We start from the raw sequence: 26,072 nt of genomic DNA on the forward strand, positions 1-26,072 counted from the left end.
TAAACAGGAATTGTTCTATGATCTGTAATATAGCCAACAGCAAAATCAATCCTGCTATTTCTCTGCCTTCTTATGATCGTCGAAAATTGGTTACCCGTATTGTTCATCTGGGATGCGGCGCTTTTCACCGGGCGCACCAGGCGGTTTTTACTCACCATATGTTGGAAAAAACAGGCAGTGACTGGGGAATTTGTGAAGTCAGTTTGTTTTCTGGTCATAAGCTGATTCAACAACTTAAGGAGCAGGATTGCTTGTGTACCATTGCGGAGAAAGGGGCAGAGAAAACGGAGCTAAAAATTATCGGCGCTATGATTGATGCCTTGCACCCTGAATTTGTCGGTCAGCAAATTATTCTGGAAACCATAGCCCAGCCGCAAGTGGCGATTATTTCTCTGACGATTACCGAAAAAGGGTATTGCATCGATGCAGCCAGCGGCAAGCTGGATGTGAATAATGCGTTAATTCAACGGGATTTAGCTAACCCAACCGAACCAACATCCGCTATTGGTTACATTGTCGAAACGCTTCGCCTGCGTTATGAACGTAACTTGCCGCCATTGACGGTGATGTCCTGCGATAATGTCAGAGAAAATGGCAAAGTTGCTCGTGAAGCGGTGGTGGGTTTTGCCCGTTTACGTAATGAAAAACTGGCGCAATGGATTGAACGGAATGTGACTTTCCCATGCACAATGGTTGACCGTATTGTGCCTGCGGCCACGCCAGAATCGCTGGCGGAGACAGCCGAGCTGTTAGGTGTGTACGATCCCTGTGCAATCACCTGTGAACCTTTCCGTCAGTGGGTGATTGAGGATAACTTTGCCAATGGCCGCCCAAACTGGGATGTGGCAGGGGCGCAGTTCGTTAAAGATGTGATGCCTTTTGAGACTATGAAATTGCGGATGTTAAACGGCAGTCACTCATTTTTAGCCTATCTGGGCTATTTGGCGGGATATGCGCATATTGCTGACACAATGGCGAATCCCGATTATCGGCAAGCGGCCTTGAATCTGATGCTGAAAGAACAAGCGCCAACCTTGACGATGCCGACAGGAACCGATCTTTTCCAGTATGCTCATCTGTTGATTGAACGTTTTAGTAACCCCAACCTTAAGCATCAAACTTGGCAGATAGCAATGGATGGCAGCCAGAAACTGCCACAACGTATGTTTGATTCTGTCACTTATCATTTGGCAAACGGCAGCGATTATCGCCATTTAGCCTTGGGTATTGCCGGGTGGATGCGTTATGTCAGCGGTAAAGATGAACAAGGCAAATTAATTGATGTGCGTGATCCGCTCGTTGAGCAATTTAAATCTATTTACCAGCAATATGGGTTATCTGTTGATGTAGTGCCTGCACTGTTGGCGATTTTCGGCAACCCATTATTATCTAATTCGCATCTTGTCCGGGCAGTTACCGAAGCTTATCAATTATTATTGGAACGCGGCGCCCGTCATGCTGTGGCGACACTTTGATTTGGCTGACAGGAACAAAGATATGAAAAATTTTATGTGCGAAGATTTTCTTCTAAACAGTGAAACTGCTCGTCAGCTATATCATGAGCATGCCGCAGATATGCCGATTTATGATTATCACTGTCATCTTAATCCGCGAGAAATTGCTGAAAATCGCCGGTTTGATAATCTTGGTCAGATTTGGTTAGCAGGGGATCATTATAAATGGCGGGCTATGCGCTGTGCGGGTATTGATGAATCGTTGATTACCGGTAAGCAAGCCTGTGATTATGAAAAATATCAGGCATGGGCAAAAACAGTACCGTTAACATTAGGCAATCCGCTTTATCACTGGACACATCTAGAATTACGTCGTCCATTTGGCATTACCGGGAAATTGTTCGGGCCGCAAACCGCTGATGAAATCTGGCATCAATGCAACGAAAAACTGGCAACCCCGGAGTTTTCAGCTAGGGGCATTATGCAGCAAATGAATGTGCGTATGGTTGGAACTACGGATGATCCGGTGGATTCTCTGCAATATCACCGCCAAATCGCGACAGATGAGAGTTTCGATATCGAAATATTGCCAAGCTGGCGTCCTGATCGGGTGTTTAAAATTGAGCTGGTGGGTTTCGTTGACTATATCAAACAGCTTGAAGCCGTGGCTGATGTATCGATCGCTGCTTTTGCTGATGTGTTGAACGCGTTGGAGCGTCGCCTTGAGCATTTTGCTGCTCATGGCTGCCGGGTTGCTGATCACGGTATAGAAAATCTGCGCTATGCTCCCATTCCTAATGAAGCGGTATTAGATAGCATCCTGCAAAAACGGCGGGCAGGCGGCACTCTCTCTGATCTTGAAATTGCGCAGTACACCACGGCGATTTTGGTATGGCTTGGCCGACAATATGCCGCTCGTGGTTGGGTAATGCAAATGCATATCGGCGCTATTCGCAACAATAATACTCGTATGTTCCGCTTACTTGGCGCGGATAGCGGTTTTGATTCCATTGGTGATAACAATATCGCTTGGCCGTTATCTCGCTTGCTGGACAGTATGGATGTGACGAATGAGTTGCCGAAAACGATTCTTTACTGCCTGAATCCTCGAGATAACGAAGTGATTGCAACGATGGCCGGTAACTTTCACGGTGGGGGTATCGCCGGTAAAGTGCAGTTTGGTTCGGGCTGGTGGTTCAATGATCAGAAAGATGGCATGTTGCGTCAGCTTGAACAACTTTCCCAACTTGGGCTGCTGAGTCAATTTGTGGGTATGTTGACCGATTCTCGTAGCTTCCTTTCATACACGCGGCATGAATATTTTCGTCGCATTCTGTGTAATTTGTTAGGGAAATGGGCAGAACAAGGCGAAATTCCTAACAACAAAGCCATGTTAGGGCAGATGGTTGAAGATATTTGCTTTAATAACGCCCGCCGTTATTTTGCCTTGCCGGGAGAAAATCTATGAAGCAGATTGCATTCCTTGGTGAATGTATGATTGAACTTAATGGCGCCCCTTTTGCTACCATGCATCAGACTTTTGGTGGTGATGCTCTGAACAGTGCGGTTTATTTAGCACGAGCAAGCCAACAAAAGATTGCCGTTCATTTTGTGACTGCGTTAGGCATGGATTCCCTTAGTGAAGGAATGATTAGATGTTGGCAAAACGAGGGTATTCATACCCATCTGGTTTTGCGTGATCCGGCTCATCAACCGGGATTGTATTTGATTCAACTTGATAAACAGGGAGAACGCACCTTTCTGTACTGGCGTAATGATTCCGCTGCCCGTTATATGGTGCGCCATCCTGATTTCTCTTCGGTTATGCAAGCATTACAGCAGATGGATGCCGTTTATCTCAGTGGCATCAGCTTGGCTATCTTGCCTGCCGACGATCGTGAAAAGTTACTAAACTTGCTGGCTGAACTGGCGGCGCAAGGAAAAACCATCGTTTTCGACAGTAATTATCGTCCGGCATTATGGGAAAGTGTGGAGGAAACCCGAGTTTGTTATCAGAAGTTACTCGCCTTTACCTCATTGGCGTTGGTGACAGATGACGATGAATGTAAGCTGTGGGGCGATAAATCGGTTACCACAACCATGATTCGCCTTAAACAAGCAGGAGTTAAAGAAGCCATTATTAAAGCAGGGGCTGCCGGTTGCTATTATCAGCATTTGGAACAGGACACTCCGATTGAGCTGATCTCAACGGCGCCGGTTGTTAACGTGGCCGATACCACGGCGGCGGGAGACGCCTTTAATGCTGGGTTTCTGGCAGGATTTCTGACGGATTGCCCGATACGGCAAGCGGCAATTATGGGGCATCGTCTTGCTGGTAGCGTTATTCAGCATAAAGGGGCGATTATTCCAATTAGTGCCACTAAAGTAGTGACTGATGGTTTCTTTTAACAGCAGAGGAAAAATCGATGAGACAGATGATTGAACAGTTACGCCAGTTAAAAATTGTACCTGTGATTGCTGTTGAGCGTGCGGAAGATATTATTCCGTTAGGTAAGGCATTGGCTGACAATGGCTTGCCGGTAGCGGAAATTACTTTCCGTTCTGCGGCAGCGGCGGAAGCTATTCGTCTGTTGAGAGAGGCTCAGCCGAATATGCTGATTGGCGCGGGAACCGTCCTGAATCGTGAACAGGTGGTTGCTGCAAAACAGGCTGGCGCTGATTTTATGGTTTCTCCGGGTTTTAATCCAAATACGGTCAAAGCCTGTCAGCAATTGAATATTCCTATTATTCCGGGTGTGAATAATCCAAGTGCGATTGAAGGCGCAATGGAGTTGGGGTTAAAACTGCTGAAATTCTTTCCGGCAGAACCTTCCGGCGGTTTGCCAATGATTAAAGCGATATTAGCGCCTTATACTGAACTGCAAATTATGCCGACTGGGGGTATTGGACCAAACAATATCCGTGATTATCTTGCTGTACCGCGTATTGTGGCATGTGGTGGTTCATGGATGGTTAGTCAAGCGCTGGTGGATAATCGAAATTGGCAGGAAATTGGTCGCTTGACTCGTGAAGCGGTGGAGTTGGTTAAATGGTGATATTTGAACTTCTAATGACCTGTTATTTAATTATCTGGTAAGCGCTTAAGCGGTTAGTTCTGTTTGCCTAATGGAAGCATCAGCGTGTATGGCTCCAACGGTGACTGGGCGAAGCCAAGACGCGTATAGAACGTTCGAGCGCTTTCATCAAGTGCGTGGACGATTATAGCTGAAATGCCCACCTGTTCTGCCGTGCTGGCGACACGCTTCCAAGCATCTTGGAGAAGCAATGCCCCGAGCTTCTTCCCCTGATATTCCACATCGACAGCCAGACGGCCGAGAAGCACTACAGGGATAGGATCTGGCATATTGCGTTTAAGCGATGGTGTAGATTCAATATGATTAATTGAACCGGCGCTTAGACAATAATAACCGATAACGTCTTTTGTGCCTTCCTTGCAAATAACAAATGTGCGGCTCGCGCCGAGTTTATTATTTTTTAAAGCCCGGCGTGAAAGCCATTCGTTTAATGTTTCATGCTGGCAATAAAAATCATTTATATTATGTTCAGCCGTTAATATTTCAGGTGTGCTTATTCCCACGGAGCTTTATATCCCATCAGTTTTTTAAAACCTTCATTATCAGAAAGCGGTTGCTCCAGCATCTGCATGAACACATGGTATTTTTCGTCGTTAACGAAAAAGTGGCGCTGATCGAGTATGGCATCTTCGGCTGCGCGGCAGGCTGCATCCAAGATGAAATCAGTTCGGGTTTTTGAGAGCAGGTTTGCTGCATGGTCAATAAGCTCCCGCTGGAAAGCTTTCGCCCGGATGTTGATCGGGGTTTCTTTAGGTTGTGTTCTCATAAATCACCTGTGTAGCAAATTGGTAGACAGTCATTATAGCAGTTGTATAATTAATAGATATACATTTGGCGTCTCCATTTGAAATCTTATGAAACGTAAGCATGCTGGGTTACCCAAAATATATATACCCGTCATCTTTCAAGTTGCCTCTTTGTTGACTGCACTCGCTCACCCCGGTCACATAGTTATCTATGCTCCCGGGATTCACTCCCTTGCCGTCGCGATGCATCTTGAAATCCATTGGGTATATAAGATAAAAATAATATAGAAATAAATAAAATCAAGGCTCTATATTTTGCAATGAGTGGTTACTTGAATAAAATCAACAGATTCACCAATTTTTATTTCAACATTTACTCCTTTGACTTCATTTATATTGTTTATATGTGTTCCTCCACATGGGATAGTGACTACTGTGGAGTCAATAGTCGATTTCCATAATCTGGTATCACTGATCTCTTTCGATTTATATTCGACAGTGATTTCTGCTCCTTGGGTCAGCCAATTATTGAGTGTGTTATTAACTTCTCTATTAATTTTATCTAGATTTTCAATTAATATATTTTTATCAAATCCTTTCTTTTTGATCGATTTACCAAAGCGATAAATATCAACGGATTGAAGTTCTGTGATAGAAGATTGGTAAATGGAGGCTTTATCTAAATTATAATTTCCTAAATCGTCGGTGTCGTATACTTTAGACCATATATGATTAGTTGCTTTATTTAAAGCAAGAGACATAAAGTGAGCCATCGAGTGTGCGGCGCTTACCCTATATCTTGTCTTATCGTTCACAGATAAAGTTACCGTTTTCCCTATGAGATCTCTTTCATAAATTCCTTGTAAATCAGGTAAGTAATGTGCTGGCATAATTTTAGCTGGCAGCGTTGCTTGTTTCGTTATTTCCTGATCTATATATAAATGACCATTGATAAGGCCAGCGGTGTAAACTTTTGTTACGGCGAGTTCTTTATCATCTATTGAGATTATTCCATGATCATGTAGTTGGTCTGGCCACTTATAGTTCTTCGGGTAGAATGGACTATCTTGGGTTATCAAAATGGCGCCATCTTCGTATTTCATAACCCCGATAATGTTAGATTCTAACGTCAGGGTTCCCAGCATAAATGAGGCTTCGGCTGTCAATAATTCATTAATATTCATATCTATAATCATGTAATATCTCGCTAGTTATAATTTTGTGACATCTATTACTTATCGAGTATTTTGTGTTAAGCAACTCATTCTAAAGCAATATGAAATTCTATTTTCAGTTTAAATATTTGTTATCTAGAGATAGTAATTTTTATTGATTTTTTTCCAATCGAGACATCATATACTTTTATATCATATTACTATTTGTTTTAAACGTTATAGGTAATTTTTTTGTTGGTTAACCAAGACCAGAGCGAGAGAAATAACATTAATATGTGTATAGTAGATCTACTTATAGGATATTTAGTTTATTATTGCAAATAGAAAATGAGAATTTTTGGTATATTTATATCTGCATGATCAATAGCTATTTTCATAATGAAGTCTGTAGATTAATTGTAGCGGTGATTTTCGGGTTAAAAAATATGGTTAAATTGATGAGATGTATGACATATATATATGATATATAAGGAAGATATAAATGTGACTGTTGTGACAAGAGTTAATATATACCCAATGGATTTCAAGATGCATCGCGACGGCAAGGGAGCGAATCCCCGGGAGCATAGATAGCTATGTGACCGGGGTGAGTGAGTGCAGCCAACAAAGAGGCAACTTGAAAGATAACGGGTATAGATCCTCCAGAGGAAATGATCAGAGCACTTGAGATTTTAAAAGAGCGTTTTCCTGATAAGTCATGTGTTGAGCATATCCGAAAAGCAGCAGATGCTTATCTTGAGACGAATATTTTAGAACATAGTAATAGTACTTTTGGCTTGTGGAAAGATAAAAAGTTGGATGGATCGGAGTATCAGAATAGTTTACGTGAAGAGTGGCAGTGATAGTCACTAAGTCGTTGTTATTCGATAATTAAGTACATTAATCGACGATTTAAATAGATATGAATAACTAGTTAAGGTGGATTCGATTAATCAGTGTAATTTTTCATAAGATCGGCCAGTTGTTATAGTCGGCATTTTTCCCACCATAGGAAGATTATAATTAACTGATCAAAATGGAAAAATATCAGCTTTCCAGCTTAAAAAAATGTTATAGATAGTTGCCAAAATCCATGTTAGTTGGAAAGAGAATCGAACAAAATAAAAACCGCGAGAAAGTTTTTAACATTCTCGCGGTAATTGAGTTTCCTAAACTGGAAGATCAATGATTTTTTGTGAAGAAAAATCAAATCTCGCTACGAGGTTTAGCATTCTCCGCCAACCATGCTGCAACGCGCTGCTTCTGTTCTTCATTCAGCCACATACCCAATTTGGTCCGGCGCCAGATTGCGTCATCCAGTTCAACAACCCACTCATTATCAACCAGATAACGAAGCTCTGCTTCATACAGTCCGTGACCGAAGGATTTACCCAGATCTGCCAGATTATTAGCATCTTGCAAAATCAGTTCGCTGTGACTGCCGTAAGTACGTGCATAACGTACAGCAACGCCTTCCGGTAACCAGTTGTAACGCTTACGCAGTAAACGGGCATAACCATCACGATCGCACCCTTCCAGATTACCCCCCGGTAACTGACCATTTTTGGTCCAGGCTTTTCCGGCATTGGGATAGTATTGAAGGAGCTTTTCGGTTGCGTGTTCCGCCAGCTTACGGTAAGTGGTTAACTTACCACCAAACACAGACAGTAATGGTGCTTTGCCGTGTTCATCATGAATATCAAGGGTATAGTCGCGTGTAATGGCCTGAGGTGAATCGGATTCATCATCGCACAGTGGACGTACGCCAGAATAGGTCCAGACGATATCGTCGCGGCTAAGTTGTTTCTTGAAGTGGTCGTTATAAACTCTCAGCAGATAATTAATCTCCTGATCGTCAATCTTCGCCTCTTTTGGATCACCTTGATATTCCACATCAGTGGTTCCGATAATGGAAAATTCATCCATCCAAGGAATAACAAATACGATACGGTGATCTTCGTTTTGTAGAATATAAGCTTGCGGCTCATCATGCACTCTTGGCACCACAATATGACTGCCTTTGATCAGGCGAATACCATAAGGTGATTTCAATTTCAGCCCATCGTCAAAGAATTCTTTAACCCAAGGACCGGTAGCATTAACCAGACCTTTTGTACGCCAAGTATAGGTCTTACCTGTACGTAGATCTTCGGCTTCAACCATCCAATCACCTTGTTCGCGCCATGCACGGGTCACTTTTGTTCGGGTACGGACTTCCCCGCCATGTTTTTTAACTTCCTGAGCGTTAAGGACAACTAAACGAGCATCATCAACCCAGCAGTCAGAATATTCAAAACCGCGGATTAATTCTGGTTTCAGAACAGAATTAGCGCCGAATTTCAGTCCCTTACTGCGGGGCAGGCTAACACGTTTTCCTAAATTGTCATAAAGGAACAGGCCGATACGGATCATCCATGCTGGACGCAGGTGTGGCTGGTGCGGCAGGCGGAAACGCATCGGAAAAGCGATGTGTGGCGCAAGATTCAGTAAAACTTCACGTTCTGCCAGCGCTTCGCCGACCAAACGGAATTCATAATGTTCCAGATAGCGTAAGCCACCGTGGATCAGTTTTGAACTGGCGGATGACGTGGCTTTAGCTAAGTCTTGTGCTTCCAGCAACAGAACAGAGAGTCCCCGGCCAGCAGCATCGGCTGCAATCCCGGCGCCGTTGATCCCGCCGCCGATTACAATCAAGTCTTTAGTTTCCATGCATCCCCCTAAAATGTTCGAAATAGTTCTTTAATGCGCGTTTTCGCTCAAGATTGTAATCAGAAATCGATCAATAGCCAACTATTTGTTAAGAAAAAACATGTTCGCGTGATATAGATAACAAATATTGTCATGTCCATATAATTTACATGGCATTAATTAAGGGAGTTAAAAGATGGCTTAACGGTGGATCGACAAGGGGAGATAGGGGATAGCGCTATCCCCAAATGTAGAAAAAATTATCAGCAGAGTTCGAGCTGAACGTTATATTGTTCAATCACTTTCTGGATGCTTGGCGGGGGAAGTTGGTCAGTAAATAGGTGATCAATGAGGTTCATATTACCCAAATTGACCATAGCATTGCGGCCAAATTTAGAATGGTCAGTGACTAGCATAACGCAACGGGAGTTTTCGATAATTGCGCGTTTTATGCGTACTTCATGGTAATCAAATTCCAGTAATGATCCATCCATATCAATACCACTGATGCCGAGAATACCGTAATCGAGCCGGAACTGAGAGATAAAATCCAAGGTGGCTTCACCGATAATCCCGCCATCACGGGAACGAATCTCCCCACCCGCCAGAATTAAGCGAAAGTCTTCTTTTGTCATCAACAGAGTAGCGACGTTGAGGTTGTTAGTGACAATCCGCAGATCTTTATGATTTAACAATGCGTGAGCGACAGCTTCGGGGGTCGTGCCAATATCAATAAACAGGGTTGCGCCATCCGGGATATGGCTAGCAACACGTTGCGCAATACGCGCTTTCTCTTCTGACCACATGATCTTGCGGTCATGATAAGCAGTATTAACTGAACTTGATGGCAATGCGGCACCGCCGTGATGCCGCTGTATTTTGTTTTTATCTGCCAAATCGTTCAAATCACGGCGGATAGTCTGGGGGCTGACATCAAAGTGTGCAACCAACTCTTCAGTGCTGACGTAGCCCTGAAGGCGTACCAGCTCAACTATTGCATCATGCCGTTGAGTTTGCTTCACGATAGTCCTCTAAGTTTCTAAAAATGCCGGTTATTATTTTTGAATGTATGACGGTTATCCCACAACGCCATCAGTAAACCGATAATTAAACCGGAAAAATGGGCGGCGTTGGCAATGGATAGCCCAAATGCATCGAAGTGTCCAACAATCAGCCAGAAGATCGAAAAAGCCATCAAACCACGGGGAACGCCAATATTACGTTCGGGCGAGCGTTCACCGGTTAGCCAGACATAGCCAATTAAAGCGTAAACAACCCCAGAAAGACCGCCAAAATGAGAACCACTGAATAATGATTGTCCCCAGCCGCTAAAAACAGCGGAAACAATCATAATCACAAACAGTTTTCCTGTACCGAGATGCTTTTCTGTTTGCCCGCCAAGATACCACCACCACATGAGATTAAAGATGATATGCAGTAGTGAGAAGTGCAGTAAGCCGTGGGTGACCCAACGCCATAGCTCCATATGTTGGCTATCGTCAGGCCAGGCCAGCCAGGACATCACCTGATAATCCCCGGCAAATTGCATCCAGAGATAAACGGCGATATTTAGGAGTAAAACGGTAATGGTTAATGGGCCAGCTTGACGACTTAAATATTGCCAATTCAGATTATTGTGATACTTCAATGGGTGATTTACATCGCCAGATTGCCAACTGGCCGCTTGATAACGTTCATTTAGCGGATCGCGAGTAAATTGCTCCAGCTCTTGCTGAACCATAGTAAGTTTCGTGTCATCTTCTAGCCACAGTTCGACGTGTTGCCCATCGTGACCGGGACGCATAGTGAGATGGACCTGATGGGTTGCCATATAATCAATAAAGGCTTGCGCTAGACGCGGGTTTGAAATAGCGATTACGCGGATCATGGGGTGTGTTATGCCGGATTATGTAAGGAGTCAACAGCGTGAGGATAGTCTCTGCGCCAGGCTTCAAAGCCGCCATTAATGCTGTAGACAGTTTCAAAACCGATGTTTAATAAATACTGAGCGGCATTCTGGCTGCTATGGCCGTGATAACACATGACCATAACTGGCTGATCGAAATTGGCCTGTAACATAAATTCATTCAGTGTGTCATTGGTTAAATGAAAAGCGTTGCATACATGACCTGCCCGGAAACTCTGCGGATCGCGGATATCCACCATAATGGCGGATTTATCCTGCCAGTGTTGATAAGCCTGCTCAAGGCTGATGGTTTGAAAATGTTCCATATATATTTGACTTGCTCTTAAGAACTTAGAGATTATCCAGTTGGTTATTATTGTAATAATGTTTTCCCGACGATTATCCGAGCGGGAAAATTTGTTATCAGTAATACGTTATTAGTAATGCATTATTAGTAATACATTATTAGTAATAAGAGTGTTCACCGCGTTGGTGCTCAGTTAAGTCTCTTACCCCTTTTAACTCCGGGAACATATTCAGCAACTCTTTTTCAATCCCTTCTTTCAGGGTGACATCAACCATTGAACAGCCATTACAGCCGCCGCCGAATTGAAGGATAGCAAAACCATCATCAGTGATTTCCATTAGGCTGACGCGGCCGCCGTGCCCGGCTAATTGTGGATTAATTTGTGACTGCAAAACGTATTCCACACGTTCGACAAGTGGGGCGTCGTCAGACACTTTACGCATTTTGGCGTTAGGGGCTTTTAATGTTAGCTGAGAGCCTAACTGATCGGTGACAAAATCAATTTCTGCTTCTTCAAGGAAGGGGGCGCTCAGTTCGTCAACGTAAGCTGACAGTTGATCAAATTTCAGTTCAGTATCTGTCGCTTCAACAGCATCAGGCGGGCAGTAAGATACGCCGCACTCAGCGGTAGGGGTGCCTGGATTGATGACAAATACGCGAATTTGTGTACCTGGTTCTTGGTTTGCCAGTAATTTGGCAAAATGAGCTTGCGCTGCTTCAGTAATATTAATCATATCATTTGCTCAATAGTTGACTGCTATAGTTGGTCATAATACGCCCATTCTTGTATTGACTACAAGGTTCGACAAATCGCCCAAACCTGCACTGAACGGGCGCCAGCACGAATTAACAAACGGGAGATCTCAGTCATGGTCGCGCCGGTGGTAATTACATCATCAAGTATGGCGACATGTTGTCCCGCGACGGAGCCACAAAGCTGAAATGCTTTTCTGAGATTAACCTTACGCCGTGCTGCCGATAAATTTCTTTGTGGTAGTGTAGCATGCGTCCGTTGTAGAAAGCTTTGCTGGTAATCGCATTGTAGCCATTCTGATAACTGCTTTGCCATTAATACACTTTGATCAAATCCCCGTTTCCAACGCCGATGCCGATGCAGTGGCACACTGAGCAGAATGTTGGGTTTATACCATCGTCCATCACGATAGCCCTGTTGCCAGTGCAGCAGAAACAGACGCGCCAGAACTGACGCAAGTTGCGGGGTGCTGTGATATTTATAGCGACGAATCAGGCCGCTCAAGGGTGGGCAATAGTCGGTAATCGCTATCATATTCTCCCATAGAGGAGGTTTTTTGAGGCAGCGTCCACAAGGCAGTGAAGGGAATTCTGAGGGCAGAGCGCAGCACGGGCACATGTTTGTCAAACGTTTCAGTCGCTTGTTGCAAAAACTGCATACTCCATGATGTGGAAACCAAAGAGGCTGACGGCATAGCCAACAGTACCCAACCATTGTTAGCATAGGTTTCTTCCTTGATGGCAAATAAAGTTGAGAATAACAATGGCTGATCTATTTTGGCAGACTTCTGCGGGAGATTCGCGTGATCTTGTGTTGCTGCACGGATGGGGGCTGAATGCAGAAGTTTGGCGTTCCATTGAAATGCGATGCGCTCCGCATTTTCGTTTGCATCTGGTGGATTTACCGGGTTATGGCCGTAGCCAGAAATATGGCCCGATGAATCTTGCAGACATGGCGGATGAAGTTTGGCGATATGCGCCGGAAAATGCGTTATGGCTAGGTTGGTCGTTGGGAGGATTAGTTGCCAGCCGGATTGCGCTTGACCATCAGGATAAGGTTGCCGGATTAATTACCGTGGCTTCTTCACCGCATTTTAGCGCAGAAAGTGACTGGCCGGGGATTAAGCCGGAAGTTTTGCGCGATTTCGAACATCAGCTTAGTGAAGATTTCCAGCGCACAGTTGAGCGTTTTCTTGCTTTACAGACATTAGGCACAGATAGCGCCCGTCAAGATGCGCGATTACTGAAATCCGTTGTGCTGGCACTGCCGATACCTTCTGTTGAAGTGCTGCATGTTGGTCTGGAAATTTTGCGTACCGAAGATTTAAGAGAGCCTTTGGCTGAGCTTACCATCCCATTCCTGCGTATTTACGGTTATCTGGATGGGTTGGCGCCAAGAAAAATCCTCAATATTCTTGATGAAAAATGGCCGAGTTCAGTTTCAGCCATGATGCGTCATGCCGCTCATGCGCCTTTTATTTCTCATCCAGATGAGTTTGTTGGGTTGTTGACTGAGTTTGTTAGTAGAGAATTAAGAAACGGCTAGCTTTCGTATATCCAGCCTACTTGATGAAGCATTAGCACGCTCTGTCCTTAACGTTTAGTCGGTTTTTATAGCCTAAAAGCTGAACAGGGTTTCGGGGCGTCGCTTGACCTGTTTTTCACCGTCTTCGTTTTCTTAACAATGAGTTACTTTGAATATCCCTTTCATTTTTGCAGCACAAATAACTTAATTTAACTTTACATTAGCCGTTTTCCGTGCAAATTCTTCTTGGGGTATAAATTTCTTGCCGAGAAATAATAACCTACGCGATATGTGTCAACTTACTTTGCCAGTACTACCACGGTACGATTAAAACTGTTTTTTTCTCTCAGTCGATTAATCCAGAGGCTCAAGGCATCCGTTTTATTGGCGGTTTGGCTAATACAACTGTTATCTGACTAAAAAAACAAGTGATACATTTTTGTGTATTACATCGCCGTTAATGCAACAAGACCAGAATGAACAATTATTTACTTGACAATAGAGATTGTTATAAACATGGTATGAAGCTGTTTTATTCATCATTAATGAGCATAATTATTTAGGTTAACTATATGAAAGAAAATATTGATAAATTGCTTTCAAACATCGCAATTATGGAGCCACCCGCAGGACTTCAGGATAAACTTGCTCTTGCAAGACAAGAAAATAGAAAATTGACAATAAAATTAGGTTTTGACCCGACTGCACCTGATTTACATTTGGGTCATTCGGTTGTACTACGAAAGCTTAAAGATTTTCAAGATGTGGGACACCGGATTGTCGTTATCATTGGGGATTTTACAGCTGGGATTGGTGATCCGACAGGAAGAAATAAACTTCGTCCTCCGCTAACACCTGAACAAATTCATGAAAACAGTCAGACTTATATAAATCAGCTTGCAAAAGTTGTAAATATCGAAAATATTGAAATAAGGAAAAATTCAGAATGGTTTAGCAACATGCCATTCAGTGATGTCATAAAGTTAATCTCTAAAATCACTCTTGCACAAATCATGCACCGAGATGATTTCAAAACCCGATTTGAATCAAAAGCGCCAGTCCATTTGCATGAGATTATTTACCCAATTCTGCAAGGATATGACTCAGTTATGATTGATTCTGATATCGAGCTTGGTGGAACAGATCAGTTATTTAATAACTTGGTAGGAAGAACACTTCAAGAAGCCTATGAGAAAAAAGGGCAAGTAGTAATAACAATGCCATTATTAGAAGGGCTAGATGGCACTGAAAAAATGAGTAAGTCAAAAAATAATTATATCGGGCTAACCGATAACGCAAATGATATGTATGGCAAAGTAATGTCAATTCCTGACAGTGTGATTATTAATTATTTGACACTTGCTACAGATATGGAGGTAGAGAAACAGTCTGCGATAGTCAGTCAATTAAAATTGGGTATTAACCCAATGAAGGTCAAAAAAGATATCGCTTATAATATTGTTAAAAGATATCACGATGATATATCTGCAAAGGAAGCTGCTGAACATTTTGAGCGCGTAATACAAAAGCGGACACCTGAAGAGGCTGATCATGGTGTATTGATTTTACCAGAAGGCTCTTATATAACATTGCTGGATCTTTGTTCAGTAGCTCTACCAATGATAAGCCGTTCCGAATTAAGGCGGTTAATTCGTTCAGGAGCTGTTCGTATTGATAAAAATAAAGAAAATAATGAAATTAAAAAGATTGAGGTTATCCCGGGCACGCTTATATGGATAGGTAAACGATATAAATTTCGTATTGGCAGTTGAAAGAATATTATTAAAGTAGTGGTAAAGATGGTGTATCAGGTTTTGTTATTTTTATTAGTTTCTTTTTCCTGATACCCACTATTTTGGGTGGCTGAGTACCTATTTCATTGTGCCAAAAATTCACGTCCTCAAAAACATCAAGAACAAGTGGTAAATGGCCGTCTTGTGAGTAAAGACTGCCACCTGGCACCAACCATGGATACAGATATTTGAGACAGTCGCGAGTTGATTTTTGAAGATCGACATCTAGATAGATTGCAGCTATTGGTCGTGACCAATTAGCCAAAGATGTTTCAAACCATCCCTTAATAAATGTACATGAATTGATATTACCATATTTTATAATATTACTTTTTACTTCCTGAAGGGAACCTGCGAAATCACCTTCTCTAAACACCGCTTCCCTTCCCTCAATACTGATGCCATGAACTTCATTATGAAACGGAAGGCCCATAAAAGAATCACAAACAACAAGTTCCCTACCTGCTAAGTTAGCAGCCAGGCTGAACTTGGCTGTACTTGAGCCTTTATAACTTCCCGCTTCCACGATACAACCTTCCCGTGATGATGGTATTGATAATATTTCTTTGATAAAAGTAAATATATCTTCTGTGCTGTGTGGACTGATGATCTCTTTTGAAATTAAATAGTGACTGTCAACAAGGCTTTGTTTATCCAATTTGGATAAACCCAATGATTTGTCCTCCATGAAGTCCTGAATAACATAGTGGTGTGGATCCTTCCCTTCACTTATCAGCTTTTGTATCATCTCGGGGAAAAAAGGGACAATTTCTTTTTCTGGTTTCATAATTATCTAGCCTCAGCAAATTCAGAAAGAACACCATAATACGGATAGTCTGCATCAATTTTTTGAAGTAACTGAATAATTCTCTTTTGTACTAAGGTCAGTGTTGCGCTTTCTGCCAATTCTTCTGCTTTCAGCTTCTGTAGTGAACACCATGAAAGCGCTTCACCTAACCTATCATTTGGTGTATATTTTATTATCCTATTAATATATTCTTTCCTTACGAAAAATTCAAAATTAATAAGGGCATAAAGCTCATTTAACTCTTCCTTAGATATAGCTTCAGCTACAGTTGGTAAACCATATGGGGCTGAAGTTCCAAATATCTCAGGACGTGGTCTAATATTCATTTTCGTCCCATCGTTACCTAACTCTTGCAGCAAAGGTATCCGCCTTAAAGCTCTGCGGTATTCAACAGTACCTATATCTGGTGTTAGTATTGCTGTGGCTAGGAAATATATAGGTAAAGCTAAAACTCGATCTAAATCCGCTAAGATGCTTTCAACTGTGTCATGGGGGGCGCCAATGATATATCCACATATAACTCCTATACCTGAACCGTTTAATGCATTTACCGCATTTATATTCATTTCTACGGTGGTCGCTTTGTTATAATAATTTAGGCTTCTCTGATCTAACGATTCAACCCCTAAAAAAACTTTTCTGCATCCTGCATCGTACATTTGGTGAGCAAGTTCTGGTGTAATTACTTCTGACCTTGCATTGCAAGTCCATGCAATATTAAACTCTGAGAGCAAATCAAGAAGTTCATGTAAATTTTCATGTTGGAGTAGATCGTCATCATGAAACTGAATTGAGTCATGGCCGAATGTTAAAAGGTGCTCAATATCTCCTGCAATTAACTCAACTGGTCGGGAAACTAGCTTCCCATGTATAAGATATGTTGAACAAAATGTACAGCGAGCTCGGCAGCTTTGTGTACAAATATAAATTTGTTGCGATTCTCCTACTGCTTTCCACCATCTTTCCTGCGGCTTCCCTGCTAAGCTAGTATTACTCTGTATTAGTTCATAGGAAAAGGCTGGTGAGGGAATATCCTCAAGAGATTTATCAAATACGATTTCTCCCATTTGAACTTTACCATCTAACATGAAACACAAACCACGCGCTTCGTTCCCCACGCCAAATTCAGGATGCAGGAACAGCTTAAGAACATGCCTTAGTGCATTTCTTCCTTCCCCCCTTGCTACAAGATGTACGAAATCAATTTCAGGAGCTACGGTTGGGTGTGCCCCACCAACCATAATGCAGACTTCTTCGGGGTTGAGATTGGACAGCATATTCTTTGTCCTTTCAAATGCCAATGAATACAGGCTGACTAGTACAAATCTCGCTTTAACTGGCCTTAACCAATCGCTTATGGCTTTTGCCAGTTCTACGTCATCTGTAAAATTATCCTCATCGAAATATTGTATTTCAGGTTGAAAAGGTATATGACCACGCTCAAAGTCCACTTGAGCAGAACGAGCCAGATTAAGTAACCCCAGTGACGCATATCTAGCGGCATATTTATCCTGCCTTTTGTCAGTTGCTCCTAGTTGCGTTGTACGAAAGCCATGATGGACGAGAGCAAGTCGTGGGGAGCCACAATTGATCGAAAACGAACCAGAATCTCGAAGTAGGGAGAGATCTAACATTAGTTTCTCCTCATGCGCATAAAGGGCTGCGATCATTTTTATCCCAGCGATCGAATTTTGGGTGAGGCTGCTCGGCTAAGGTTTGTCTTGCAAAGTGCCATGATTCGACCCAAATTTCATAATTAGATAATTCTTTTTCAGGGTGAGATTTACTTCTCGCAATAAAACCAGGAAACCATCGTCGACCTGTCGGTTGACCAGTAGGGCAGTATCGCAGATCAAGGCTCCACCTCCCGTGTGTGCTGATATTGGATAAGGAGGCATGTATTATAAGAGGATGAAGAAGCACCATGTCGCCTGGTTTCGCGGGAATAGGATGTATGTTTGTGCCTACCAATGAATCAGGAATCCCTTGTAAAACTGGGGTATCACAATGGTGCATAAGTCCTTTAGTGTGGCTTCCGGGTATCACAACCAAGCAACCGTTTTTTTCGGTTGCTTCATTCAGGGGTAACCAGACACTCAGCATATCGGTACTATCAGCATCCTCGGTCACAACCGCTAAGTCCTGATGCCAGAAGGTTTTTCCCGTTAACGTAAGCGTGTGACTTTGAGTTTTATCTGTAATCTGTGCTTCAGGTGGTTTAATGCGCATGTGTTGTACGGGAACTGAATAAATTTCGGACCCAATAATATTTTCTACTACGTCAAGGATTGTCTGGTTTCTCAGGAGATTGAATATTGCCTCTCCTAAATGTACTGGAGAGTCCTTCTTAATTTCGGCTTCTACTGGAAGTGTAATATCAAGCTCCTGAAAACAGTTTCCATTGGTTTGCTTCATTAACTGTAAAATTCGATTCTCTTCAGGTACATTTTTATCATAACTTGTAATAATTCCTTGCCCCAACCATTGTCTGGCAAGCTTATTTGCAAGCTCACCGTATTCTTTTATAACCGGTAAAAGATCTGTAACTGGATTAAGAACGTTACGTATAACAACATAACCATCATTCCTGTACTGATCGATAATATTTGCACATTGATTACCAAGCATTTTACACCTCCCAAATGAAATAAATTGTAGAGTTGAAACTTTAATGCAGCAGAATTACTCCTCTGGTTTCAAAATTTTTCTCGAAACCTCCTGAAGCTCATAGAGAGATTTAGGTATATCTTTTGGTGTGTAGATAGCAGGAGGGGGGCCACCAAAGCGGGCGTGTGTGGCAGGATTACCATGAAGGTGATGAACGTATGACTCCATCGATACTAGTTGGCTTCCTGTATATATCGGGAAAGCATCAGTTGCTCTGTATTCGAAAATTAACGTTTTTCTTGGTTGCTCTGAAACATTAGGAGCTGAACGGTGAGGAGTAAAAGGATGTAAAAATATTGTACTGCCTGCTTTGGCTGCTAACGTAACAGGTTGACCATAATTTTCTTCATCTATTTCTTCTGTAATCATTCCGGCAAAAGATCCATCAGGAAGTGAATGATCGAAGGATCGCATATGTTGACGTGGCAAAACTTCTAGGCAGCCGTTTTCAGAAGTAGCATCATCCAGATAAATAAGTACACCAACAAGATCGTCATTAGTATGTGGGAAATAAGTAAAATCCTGATGCCATTCTACAGCGGCACCGACTTTTCGCGGTTTCATATTAAGTTTACTATGTTGGAGGGCTATATCCTGGCCTATCAAAGACATAACATGCCCGAGAATTTGTTCTGAAGTGGCGATTCGTCTGAATTGCTCATGTAATTCAAAGGGATTAAACAATCTTCTTGGTAGCCAACGACCATCAAATTGAGTATTTTCGTATTCAAGAACTTGGGTAACTGTTTCGTTATTTTCGACATCTCTGATGATATTTTGAATGGTTACTTCCAAGATTATTAAATCTTCCTTGCTAATAAGAGAAGGAACAAGAAGAAATCCCTCTTCTTTATATTTCTTTATTAGTCCAGGTTTTAATCTATTTATATCAGAACACATTTTCCTTTCCATATATAAAAAGTTACCAAGAAAATAACAGATCAAAAAATATTCAGGTCGAGTTGTAAATAAGTAAAAGCTGGTGCTGCAAGAAAAACAGCACCAGATATGAGCATTATGATGAACTATGCCAGTGTCGTCCCGAGAGTAAGTGTTACACACCTGATAAATTCCGTGGTAACACCACGTCGACCTTCCAGATCGATAACTGAGCTTGTGCCATATTTTGGGCAAAGCTCATAAAGCAGATCTGGGGAAATATTTGCACCTAAGGCTTTCAGAACAGCCGCAGCGGTTTCAGGCTTGAAGTTCATACGTGCAGCATGTTCCGGCAGGGTTGCACGGATTTTCTGGAAGGTGTCCTGATTCTCGTTCAGAATGGATTGTAGATTAAAATCATTTACATGAGAAAGCGCATTGTCAAAACATGTTACTCCCCTTAGAGCTAGCAAACTGACATCTAAGATATGATAAGTTACGATGAAAGAAGGACCTGCTTGAGATTGTATTTTGGCATATCTTAATGTTTTGAGCTTATTGTGTATTTTGCCAGCAACATCTGGTGAAAATTCTAACGCTAGTGCAATATTTTCTAGTTCCTCCTCAGACAGAGCAAACATCACTCCTTCCCAAGAATCTGTGAGTTCCATTGCCTTAGCTCTGATAGCATCTGCATTGTCTGATATACGACATAGCTCATTTTGACTTACCATTTCTGAACTGATGATATGGTTTGTACTGATAGTTTTAGCATGAACGTTTTCCATAATTTTCTCCTAAATGACATGATCACAATACGGAACATTTCAATATGAAAATACGGGTACAACATACAACGCTACAACTTACATCAAATGACTCAATGCTCTCGATACCATGCAATTTGAAGCATAAAAAATTGATATGGGTTATGATAAATCATAATTGAGTATAGCTGAAATGCAACTGGTTGCATTGAATTAATAAAAATATATAGAACAGGAACCGCATACCACATGTTCTAATAACAATATTCTTATAAAAGATCAATTTAATTTCTTATAGACTTTATTCGCATTGTCGGAGATTAGATGTCATTTTTAATTTTTTGTTTTTAAATATCAATAAATTAATGTTGAAATTCTAATTTTAACTAGAAGTGCTTTTTATGGTAAATGCAATTATAACCTATTGCATATAAAATATTTGAGAAAAATAACAATAATCATATTAATTTCTGAATGAATGTTCCTAAAAAAACAGCATCAAAAATGAATTAATTAATATTATTATTAATTTAATTAAATTTATTTTTTTCCGAATGATTTTCTTTGGAAATGACTTACAGACTCTACAATCACAAGTAATGCTTACCGTTGGATTTTACCTTATACGTTTAAAAGGTATCGGCTGACGGTCATCGAAAAATAATGGGGAGTAATTATTTTTTCATAATATTATCGAAAACAAAAAATAAGATCTATACTTAAGGTCATTTCCATTTACTTTAGGGATTTTTCTGCTATCTTGCTAATGATTAATAACGGATTTATTTGTTGTTTTAGAAGGATTTGATGGTATTCATAATGATAAAATATGTATCTCTTTGTATTAAATAATAAGACAAAGGAGAATTTAATCAATATCATGAATTATAATATTAATTTATTACATGTATTTAAAAACGAGAAGACGGTATCATTTTTTCTCCTCTCATCCTTATTATTAACGATTGGCCGTGGAGCATCAATCCCTTATTTAGCTATATATTTATCTGTAGAACTTAATTTTAGTCCTGTCATTATTGGATATGTTATATCTTCATCTATGATACTCGGAATAATAACCAGCTTAGTTGGAGGCATGTTTGCTGACAATAAAAAATTTAAATTTCCTATTCTATCTTCACTTTTAGTTTTTTTATTTTGTTTTTTAATTTTTCCATATTTTAAAAACATAATCCTTATTTCTTTTCTTCTCGCTCTTGTGAACTTAGCTTACTCATTATTTGAGGTGCTATTAAAGAGTTATTTTTCTGATTATTTACCGCGAAGTATTAAGATAAGATTATTTTCTTTAAACTACACGCTTATTAACATAGGGTGGGCCGTTGGTCCATTAATTGGCACATTATTTTCAGGTTATAATCATAGTTTCTCTTTCATATTTTCTGGTCTTACTGCGGTGTTCCCGATGATATTTATTATAATATACTACTCTTCATTTTTTCACGGCTTACCTATATTATCACAGAATAATAATAGATTGCTGACAGATACTTTCAGTCATATAAAACCTTTAAATAATCATTTACTGTTTCTGATAACCATTTCATCATTACTCGGATCTTTTGTATATGGTAGTACTATTAGCTACTTGTCTCAATATTTAATAGTTTCTACAAATAAAGAATTTTCATATACAGCTATTGCTGCAATGATGGTAACAAATGCTGTGGTTGTTATAGGATTTCAATATCATGTTGGAAAGCATATCAAAGATGGTGATATAGGAAAATGGCTGACGCGAGGAGTAATTTTTTTTATCCTTGGTATTTTTGGTTTTATATATTCTGAACAGAACTTAATTTATTGGGTAATTACAATATTTTCTTTCTCGTTAGGAGAGATCATTTTCATCCCTGTCCTTTACGCACTTACTGACGATATAGCACCTGAGGGATTAAAGGGACATTATTTCGCAATACAAAACTTGGGCAATTTAGGTGCAGCTGTCAGTCCTGTTCTGATGGGATATTTAATTTCATATTACAAATCCCCTTATATCTTTTTTATTCTTATCGTCGTAATTTCTTTTTCTTATTTTATCCTTCTAGTTGTAAATCATGCCTATATAAAACAATAGTAATTATTTCTCATTTTACACTTTCTTTGAATTAAATATTTTCACCTATTCTCTAGTGATATTTATGATTTGAATAGTCATGGATACCTCCCTGAGATATTTTGCTAACCGAGCCACACTATCTAATATATCTGTAGAGCAACTTATTTTAGGTTGTGTCCCTTACCTTAATAGTTCGGTGGTATGATAATCGTATGATTTTTTATTTTGGGCAACTGTATAGCCCGTTATGAACTGTCTGACGAAGCCTAAAAAATCCTGGTCTTGCAGCTCTCTCGCTGCGGTTGAATATCGTCGGGTGATTAATGGTATGCTTTGAATCTTGTGTTTCGGCGTTTCGTAGCGCACTTTGCCTGAACGTTATGGTCCGTGGAAAATGGCTTATAACTATTCTTTAAAAAATAATGATAGTAAGAGCGCATAAATTAATATCTAAATCATCAAAAGATGATTTCACTTTTTTATGTTGTCGACAAATAGTGTTTAGGTTTGCATATGCCTTTATTTTATCATCAGCTTTACTTTTTAAAAGGGTAGCATAAATCTCCTGTCATTTATTGGCATTCTTCACTCTTATGTTACTTCTGGCATAGTTCTCAACTAGATTTTAGCCCTTAGATCAATTGTAGTTTTTGGTTTTGCAATTTTTTAAACATTTTTGTCTCATAAAATCAGGGTATTATGAGAAAGAAAGTTCATCACATTGCTAAAAATATGCACTCCCTTTTATCAGAGATATTTTTGTTAGCAAAGTATTACAGTTAGAACCTGTCCTTAATTGTGTTTTTTGCGAGATTAAACAGTGACTATACATTGGTTACGTTGTTTTAAATGATTAACACTCTCCAGCAATCCTATAAACCGCCGTATCACATTTCTGTGTTTCAGGGCATTGTTTGCAACCGCCGCTTAGGCAGGCAGTTGCATTAATCTTTTCCAATTTGCCCATTACGGTGAGCTGTTCAAGCATCGCTTCTACCATCGATAATGAAGCAGAAAGCTGGTGGCTCAGCAATTTAGCATCTACCCGTCCATTCAGAGCGACGGCATCCCTTACTTGTAATAGGCTAATCATTTTCAATTCCTAGTGACAGTTTCCACTGGAGCAGTGGCAGCTATTTCCCGGGTTGCTGATTAACTTCATTGTCACACGGCTACGTGCCCGACGCAGGAAGTAGAACACCAGTGCGTTAAATATGACGACGGTCAGAATGGTAATCAGGCCGCTTTGTGGATGTTGTGAGAAAGTCACCATCTGGTAGAACAGGGCTGAAATTGAATAAGCTACGTTCAATCCCCACAGAATGGAGAATGTCATCCAACCCCGGCTTGTTTCACGAGCGATCGCGCCCATCACCGAAACACAAGGCACATATAACAGAACAAAGATCAGATAACTGTAAGCTGAAATAGCGGAACCAAATTTGGCGCTCATGGTTCCCATAGAGCCACTATCCATCTCACCGTCGCCTTTATTAGCTTCGATTGGGTTGGCAAGTACGCTCAGAGCGAAGGTATCTTTCAAACTATTCCAGGTTTCACCAACAGCATCTTTCAGTTCATCAAGCAGGTTGAACTCATCTGCATTAAACGACTCATTATTAATACTTTCTGCGGTATACAGGGTATTAAGTGTTCCAACAACGACTTCTTTTGCCATTGCGCCAGTTATCAGACCTACGGTTGCCTGCCAGTTATCTGAGTGAACGCCAATTGGCTGTAATACTGGCGTAATAACTTTGCTGACCGAAGCGAGAGCGGATTGGTTGATGCTGTCCACCGCCTTACCGGAGAATGAGAAACTGTTAAGAGCGCCGATGAACATACTGGCGATAACGATCACTTTACCGGCACGGATAACAAAACCTTTCAGGCGTTGCCAGGTTTGCAGAAGCAGAGTTTTTAGATGCGGAATATGGTAAACCGGGAGCTCCATAATGAATGGCGAAGCTTCGCCGCGCATAATGGTGTATTTCAACATCAGTCCAGTCAGAATAGCGACGACAATACCCAATATATAAAGGGAAAAAACAAAAGTTGCCCCATTTTTGCCAAAGAATGCGGCGGCAAATACGGCAAAGATGGCTAATCTTGCACCGCAAGACATAAAGGGCGCCATCATAATCGTGATCAAGCGTTCACGCGGAGCATCTAGCGTTCTTGCCCCCATAATGGATGGGACGTTGCAACCGAAGCCAACGATCAGCGGAACGAAAGATTTGCCCGGTAATCCCAGAACTTGCATCAGACGATCCATGACAAACGCAGCCCGCGCCATATAACCGGAGTCCTCAAGGAAAGAGAGGAATAAATACATCATGCCGATTTGTGGTACTAGCGGCAAAACCGTGTTGATACCGCCGCCGATACCTTGCGCGAGGAAAACTGTCAGCCACTCTGGAAAACGTAAGCTATACCCAAGCCATTGAACTCCATGAATGAAAATAGCGACAGAACCACTGTCAAAGATAGGTTGCAGCGCTCCACCGATATTAATTGCCAGCACGAACATTAAATACATAACCGCCAGAAAAATAGGTACGCCTAACCAACGGTTGAGGATAATTTTATCGATTGTCTGGGTGAGTTTGTTTGGCATGGCTTTTTGGGTGTCAATCACGGCCATGCACAATGTATTGATGCTTTGATAGCGCGCATCGGCAATCAACAGCTCAGGCTCTTCATATTGCTGTTGTTGCAGGCGTTTTTTGGATTCAGTTAGCACTGAGATAGCAAAACCAGAACGTTCCAGGCTATAAATATCCCCTTCAAGCATTTGAAGCGCTAACCAACGGCGTTGCTGAGCATGAAAATTATCTGAAATTGCACCAGATAACGTCTCAACTTCTTGCAACAAGCAGTCGGGGTAGTGAATCAGTGATTGCCCGGCATTCTGCTTATGACGGTCAATTGCCTGTTTCAGTTCATTCAGTCCAGTTGCACGAGTCGAAACCATTGGAATGACTGGACAGCCAAGGCGTTGCTCCAGTTCGGCGATATCAATTTGGATATGCTGATTGTCAGCGATATCTAACATATTGAGTGCGACGATGCATGGAATGCCTAATTCCAACAGTTGTAACGTCAGATAGAGATTTCGCTCAAGATTAGATGCATCTACGACGTTAATCAGCATGTCAGCATCACCGCTCAAGATATAGTGGCAGGCTATCTGCTCATCCAGTGATGTTTGTTCAGAAATCGTGGTTAGAGAGTAGGTTCCCGGCAGGTCAACTAACTCAATTTTGTGTTCCGTGGTGGTAAAACGACCAACTTTTCGTTCTACTGTTACGCCGGCCCAGTTGCCTACACGTTGTCGGGCGCCAGTAAGTTGGTTAAATAATGTCGTTTTGCCGGCATTGGGGTTGCCAATTAAGCCAATGGTCAGTGCTTTCATGTTTTTGGTGCCAGATTAAATTAAGAGTAATCGTT

General features: G+C 41.3%; 24 protein-coding genes. 8 read left to right on the plus strand and 16 right to left on the minus strand.

All coding sequences use genetic code 11. From position 1 onward, the window contains the following. Window positions 1–17 precede the first annotated feature (17 nt). The 4 genes from TI10_RS13625 to TI10_RS13640 are packed head-to-tail and all read left to right on the plus strand — an operon-like array spanning window position 18 to window position 4,510. Window positions 18–1,475 carry a fructuronate reductase gene (locus TI10_RS13625; RefSeq protein WP_049583944.1) on the plus strand — a complete coding sequence of 486 codons (1,458 nt, stop codon included), beginning with the start codon at window positions 18–20 and terminating at the stop codon, window positions 1,473–1,475. 22 nt (window positions 1,476–1,497) lie between these two features. Then, a complete protein-coding gene (gene uxaC / locus TI10_RS13630) occupies window positions 1,498–2,922 on the plus strand; it encodes a glucuronate isomerase (protein ID WP_049583945.1) in 1,425 nt (474 codons plus the stop codon). Further along, window positions 2,919–3,863, plus strand: a complete 945-nt coding sequence (locus tag TI10_RS13635) for a sugar kinase (RefSeq protein ID WP_049583946.1) — start codon at window positions 2,919–2,921, stop codon at window positions 3,861–3,863. Before uxaC ends, TI10_RS13635 begins: the two co-directional genes overlap by 4 nt. A gap of 17 nt (window positions 3,864–3,880) precedes the next feature. After that, window positions 3,881–4,510 carry a bifunctional 4-hydroxy-2-oxoglutarate aldolase/2-dehydro-3-deoxy-phosphogluconate aldolase gene (locus TI10_RS13640; protein ID WP_049583947.1) on the plus strand — a complete coding sequence of 210 codons (630 nt, stop codon included), beginning with the start codon at window positions 3,881–3,883 and terminating at the stop codon, window positions 4,508–4,510. Between the two features lie 53 nt (window positions 4,511–4,563). Here the strand turns inward: TI10_RS13640 and TI10_RS13645 are convergent, their stop codons facing one another. The 3 genes from TI10_RS13645 to TI10_RS13660 form a co-directional block, all read right to left on the minus strand. Further along, window positions 4,564–5,052, minus strand: a complete 489-nt coding sequence (locus TI10_RS13645; RefSeq protein WP_049583949.1) for a GNAT family N-acetyltransferase — start codon at window positions 5,050–5,052, stop codon at window positions 4,564–4,566. Further along, entirely contained in the window at window positions 5,043–5,315 is a 273-nt protein-coding gene (locus TI10_RS13650; RefSeq protein WP_046396352.1) for a type II toxin-antitoxin system TacA family antitoxin, read from the minus strand. The genes TI10_RS13645 and TI10_RS13650 overlap by 10 nt, the downstream gene beginning before the upstream one ends. Before the next feature lie 288 nt (window positions 5,316–5,603). Beyond that, window positions 5,604–6,479, minus strand: a complete 876-nt coding sequence (locus TI10_RS13660; RefSeq protein WP_244161588.1) for an alanyl-tRNA editing protein — start codon at window positions 6,477–6,479, stop codon at window positions 5,604–5,606. Between the two features lie 641 nt (window positions 6,480–7,120). Here TI10_RS13660 and TI10_RS13665 point away from each other — a divergent pair. Then, window positions 7,121–7,312, plus strand: coding sequence for a hypothetical protein (locus tag TI10_RS13665; protein WP_049583952.1), 192 nt, complete (start codon window positions 7,121–7,123; stop codon window positions 7,310–7,312). Window positions 7,313–7,655: 343 nt separating this feature from the next. Here the strand turns inward: TI10_RS13665 and glpD are convergent, their stop codons facing one another. From glpD to gntX, 6 genes are all read right to left on the minus strand, one after another. Further along, on the minus strand, window positions 7,656–9,158 hold the full coding sequence (gene glpD, locus TI10_RS13670) for a glycerol-3-phosphate dehydrogenase (protein WP_049583953.1): 1,503 nt from the start codon (window positions 9,156–9,158) through the stop codon (window positions 7,656–7,658). A 242-nt stretch (window positions 9,159–9,400) separates the two neighbouring features. Continuing rightward, the gene (locus TI10_RS13675) at window positions 9,401–10,159 is read right to left on the minus strand and encodes a DeoR/GlpR family transcriptional regulator (RefSeq protein WP_049583954.1); all 759 of its coding nucleotides are present in this window, start codon (window positions 10,157–10,159) and stop codon (window positions 9,401–9,403) included. 17 nt (window positions 10,160–10,176) lie between these two features. Further along, window positions 10,177–11,025, minus strand: a complete 849-nt coding sequence (gene glpG / locus TI10_RS13680; protein WP_049583955.1) for a rhomboid family intramembrane serine protease GlpG — start codon at window positions 11,023–11,025, stop codon at window positions 10,177–10,179. Window positions 11,026–11,033: 8 nt separating this feature from the next. After that, window positions 11,034–11,369, minus strand: a complete 336-nt coding sequence (gene glpE / locus TI10_RS13685; protein ID WP_049583956.1) for a thiosulfate sulfurtransferase GlpE — start codon at window positions 11,367–11,369, stop codon at window positions 11,034–11,036. A 139-nt stretch (window positions 11,370–11,508) separates the two neighbouring features. Beyond that, window positions 11,509–12,084, minus strand: coding sequence for a Fe-S biogenesis protein NfuA (nfuA, locus tag TI10_RS13690; RefSeq protein WP_049583957.1), 576 nt, complete (start codon window positions 12,082–12,084; stop codon window positions 11,509–11,511). A gap of 59 nt (window positions 12,085–12,143) precedes the next feature. Then, window positions 12,144–12,827: a DNA utilization protein GntX gene (gntX, locus tag TI10_RS13695; RefSeq protein ID WP_049583958.1), complete on the minus strand. Its 684-nt coding sequence runs from the start codon at window positions 12,825–12,827 to the stop codon at window positions 12,144–12,146. 39 nt (window positions 12,828–12,866) lie between these two features. On the opposite strand from gntX, the gene bioH reads away from it, so the two are divergent. After that, window positions 12,867–13,649, plus strand: coding sequence for a pimeloyl-ACP methyl ester esterase BioH (gene bioH, locus TI10_RS13700; RefSeq protein ID WP_049583959.1), 783 nt, complete (start codon window positions 12,867–12,869; stop codon window positions 13,647–13,649). 551 nt (window positions 13,650–14,200) lie between these two features. Beyond that, complete coding sequence (gene tyrS / locus TI10_RS13705) at window positions 14,201–15,400, plus strand: tyrosine--tRNA ligase (protein ID WP_049583960.1); 1,200 nt, start codon at window positions 14,201–14,203, stop codon at window positions 15,398–15,400. Window positions 15,401–15,410: 10 nt separating this feature from the next. On the opposite strand, the gene TI10_RS13710 is transcribed toward tyrS, so the two are convergent. The 5 genes from TI10_RS13710 to TI10_RS13730 all read right to left on the minus strand — a co-directional run bounded on the left by TI10_RS13710 (window position 15,411) and on the right by TI10_RS13730 (window position 20,563). After that, window positions 15,411–16,208, minus strand: coding sequence for a TylF/MycF/NovP-related O-methyltransferase (locus TI10_RS13710; protein WP_049583961.1), 798 nt, complete (start codon window positions 16,206–16,208; stop codon window positions 15,411–15,413). Window positions 16,209–16,210: 2 nt separating this feature from the next. After that, the gene (locus tag TI10_RS13715) at window positions 16,211–17,863 is read right to left on the minus strand and encodes a B12-binding domain-containing radical SAM protein (protein WP_049583963.1); all 1,653 of its coding nucleotides are present in this window, start codon (window positions 17,861–17,863) and stop codon (window positions 16,211–16,213) included. 10 nt (window positions 17,864–17,873) lie between these two features. Then, window positions 17,874–18,857: a phytanoyl-CoA dioxygenase family protein gene (locus TI10_RS13720; RefSeq protein ID WP_049583964.1), complete on the minus strand. Its 984-nt coding sequence runs from the start codon at window positions 18,855–18,857 to the stop codon at window positions 17,874–17,876. Window positions 18,858–18,911: 54 nt separating this feature from the next. Then, window positions 18,912–19,796: a phytanoyl-CoA dioxygenase family protein gene (locus tag TI10_RS13725; RefSeq protein WP_049583965.1), complete on the minus strand. Its 885-nt coding sequence runs from the start codon at window positions 19,794–19,796 to the stop codon at window positions 18,912–18,914. A gap of 125 nt (window positions 19,797–19,921) precedes the next feature. Then, window positions 19,922–20,563: a hypothetical protein gene (locus TI10_RS13730; protein ID WP_049583967.1), complete on the minus strand. Its 642-nt coding sequence runs from the start codon at window positions 20,561–20,563 to the stop codon at window positions 19,922–19,924. 859 nt (window positions 20,564–21,422) lie between these two features. On the opposite strand from TI10_RS13730, the gene TI10_RS13735 reads away from it, so the two are divergent. Then, window positions 21,423–22,640, plus strand: a complete 1,218-nt coding sequence (locus tag TI10_RS13735; protein ID WP_162202276.1) for an MFS transporter — start codon at window positions 21,423–21,425, stop codon at window positions 22,638–22,640. An 835-nt stretch (window positions 22,641–23,475) separates the two neighbouring features. Here TI10_RS13735 and TI10_RS13740 read toward each other — a convergent pair. Next, window positions 23,476–23,715, minus strand: a complete 240-nt coding sequence (locus TI10_RS13740; protein WP_049583970.1) for a FeoC-like transcriptional regulator — start codon at window positions 23,713–23,715, stop codon at window positions 23,476–23,478. 9 nt (window positions 23,716–23,724) lie between these two features. Next, window positions 23,725–26,037, minus strand: coding sequence for a Fe(2+) transporter permease subunit FeoB (gene feoB, locus TI10_RS13745; protein WP_049583972.1), 2,313 nt, complete (start codon window positions 26,035–26,037; stop codon window positions 23,725–23,727). Between the last annotated feature and the right edge of the window lie 35 nt (window positions 26,038–26,072).

The sequence above is a fragment of the Photorhabdus luminescens subsp. luminescens genome (genome assembly GCF_001083805.1).
In the GTDB taxonomy this organism is placed as follows: Bacteria; Pseudomonadota; Gammaproteobacteria; order Enterobacterales; family Enterobacteriaceae; genus Photorhabdus; species Photorhabdus luminescens.

Coding starts and splice junctions, on each gene's coding strand:
- TI10_RS13625 (WP_049583944.1), top strand. CDS start 18: ATGATCTGTAATATAGCCAACAGCAAAATCAATCCTGCTATTTCTCTG.
- uxaC (WP_049583945.1), top strand. CDS start 1,498: ATGAAAAATTTTATGTGCGAAGATTTTCTTCTAAACAGTGAAACTGCT.
- TI10_RS13635 (WP_049583946.1), top strand. CDS start 2,919: ATGAAGCAGATTGCATTCCTTGGTGAATGTATGATTGAACTTAATGGC.
- TI10_RS13640 (WP_049583947.1), top strand. CDS start 3,881: ATGAGACAGATGATTGAACAGTTACGCCAGTTAAAAATTGTACCTGTG.
- TI10_RS13650 (WP_046396352.1), bottom strand. CDS start 5,315: ATGAGAACACAACCTAAAGAAACCCCGATCAACATCCGGGCGAAAGCT.
- TI10_RS13660 (WP_244161588.1), bottom strand. CDS start 6,479: ATGAATATTAATGAATTATTGACAGCCGAAGCCTCATTTATGCTGGGA.
- TI10_RS13665 (WP_049583952.1), top strand. CDS start 7,121: ATGATCAGAGCACTTGAGATTTTAAAAGAGCGTTTTCCTGATAAGTCA.
- glpD (WP_049583953.1), bottom strand. CDS start 9,158: ATGGAAACTAAAGACTTGATTGTAATCGGCGGCGGGATCAACGGCGCC.
- glpG (WP_049583955.1), bottom strand. CDS start 11,025: ATGATCCGCGTAATCGCTATTTCAAACCCGCGTCTAGCGCAAGCCTTT.
- glpE (WP_049583956.1), bottom strand. CDS start 11,369: ATGGAACATTTTCAAACCATCAGCCTTGAGCAGGCTTATCAACACTGG.
- nfuA (WP_049583957.1), bottom strand. CDS start 12,084: ATGATTAATATTACTGAAGCAGCGCAAGCTCATTTTGCCAAATTACTG.
- gntX (WP_049583958.1), bottom strand. CDS start 12,827: ATGCTAACAATGGTTGGGTACTGTTGGCTATGCCGTCAGCCTCTTTGG.
- bioH (WP_049583959.1), top strand. CDS start 12,867: ATGGCTGATCTATTTTGGCAGACTTCTGCGGGAGATTCGCGTGATCTT.
- tyrS (WP_049583960.1), top strand. CDS start 14,201: ATGAAAGAAAATATTGATAAATTGCTTTCAAACATCGCAATTATGGAG.
- TI10_RS13710 (WP_049583961.1), bottom strand. CDS start 16,208: ATGAAACCAGAAAAAGAAATTGTCCCTTTTTTCCCCGAGATGATACAA.
- TI10_RS13715 (WP_049583963.1), bottom strand. CDS start 17,863: ATGTTAGATCTCTCCCTACTTCGAGATTCTGGTTCGTTTTCGATCAAT.
- TI10_RS13720 (WP_049583964.1), bottom strand. CDS start 18,857: ATGCTTGGTAATCAATGTGCAAATATTATCGATCAGTACAGGAATGAT.
- TI10_RS13725 (WP_049583965.1), bottom strand. CDS start 19,796: ATGTGTTCTGATATAAATAGATTAAAACCTGGACTAATAAAGAAATAT.
- TI10_RS13730 (WP_049583967.1), bottom strand. CDS start 20,563: ATGGAAAACGTTCATGCTAAAACTATCAGTACAAACCATATCATCAGT.
- TI10_RS13735 (WP_162202276.1), top strand. CDS start 21,423: ATGAATTATAATATTAATTTATTACATGTATTTAAAAACGAGAAGACG.
- TI10_RS13740 (WP_049583970.1), bottom strand. CDS start 23,715: ATGATTAGCCTATTACAAGTAAGGGATGCCGTCGCTCTGAATGGACGG.
- feoB (WP_049583972.1), bottom strand. CDS start 26,037: ATGAAAGCACTGACCATTGGCTTAATTGGCAACCCCAATGCCGGCAAA.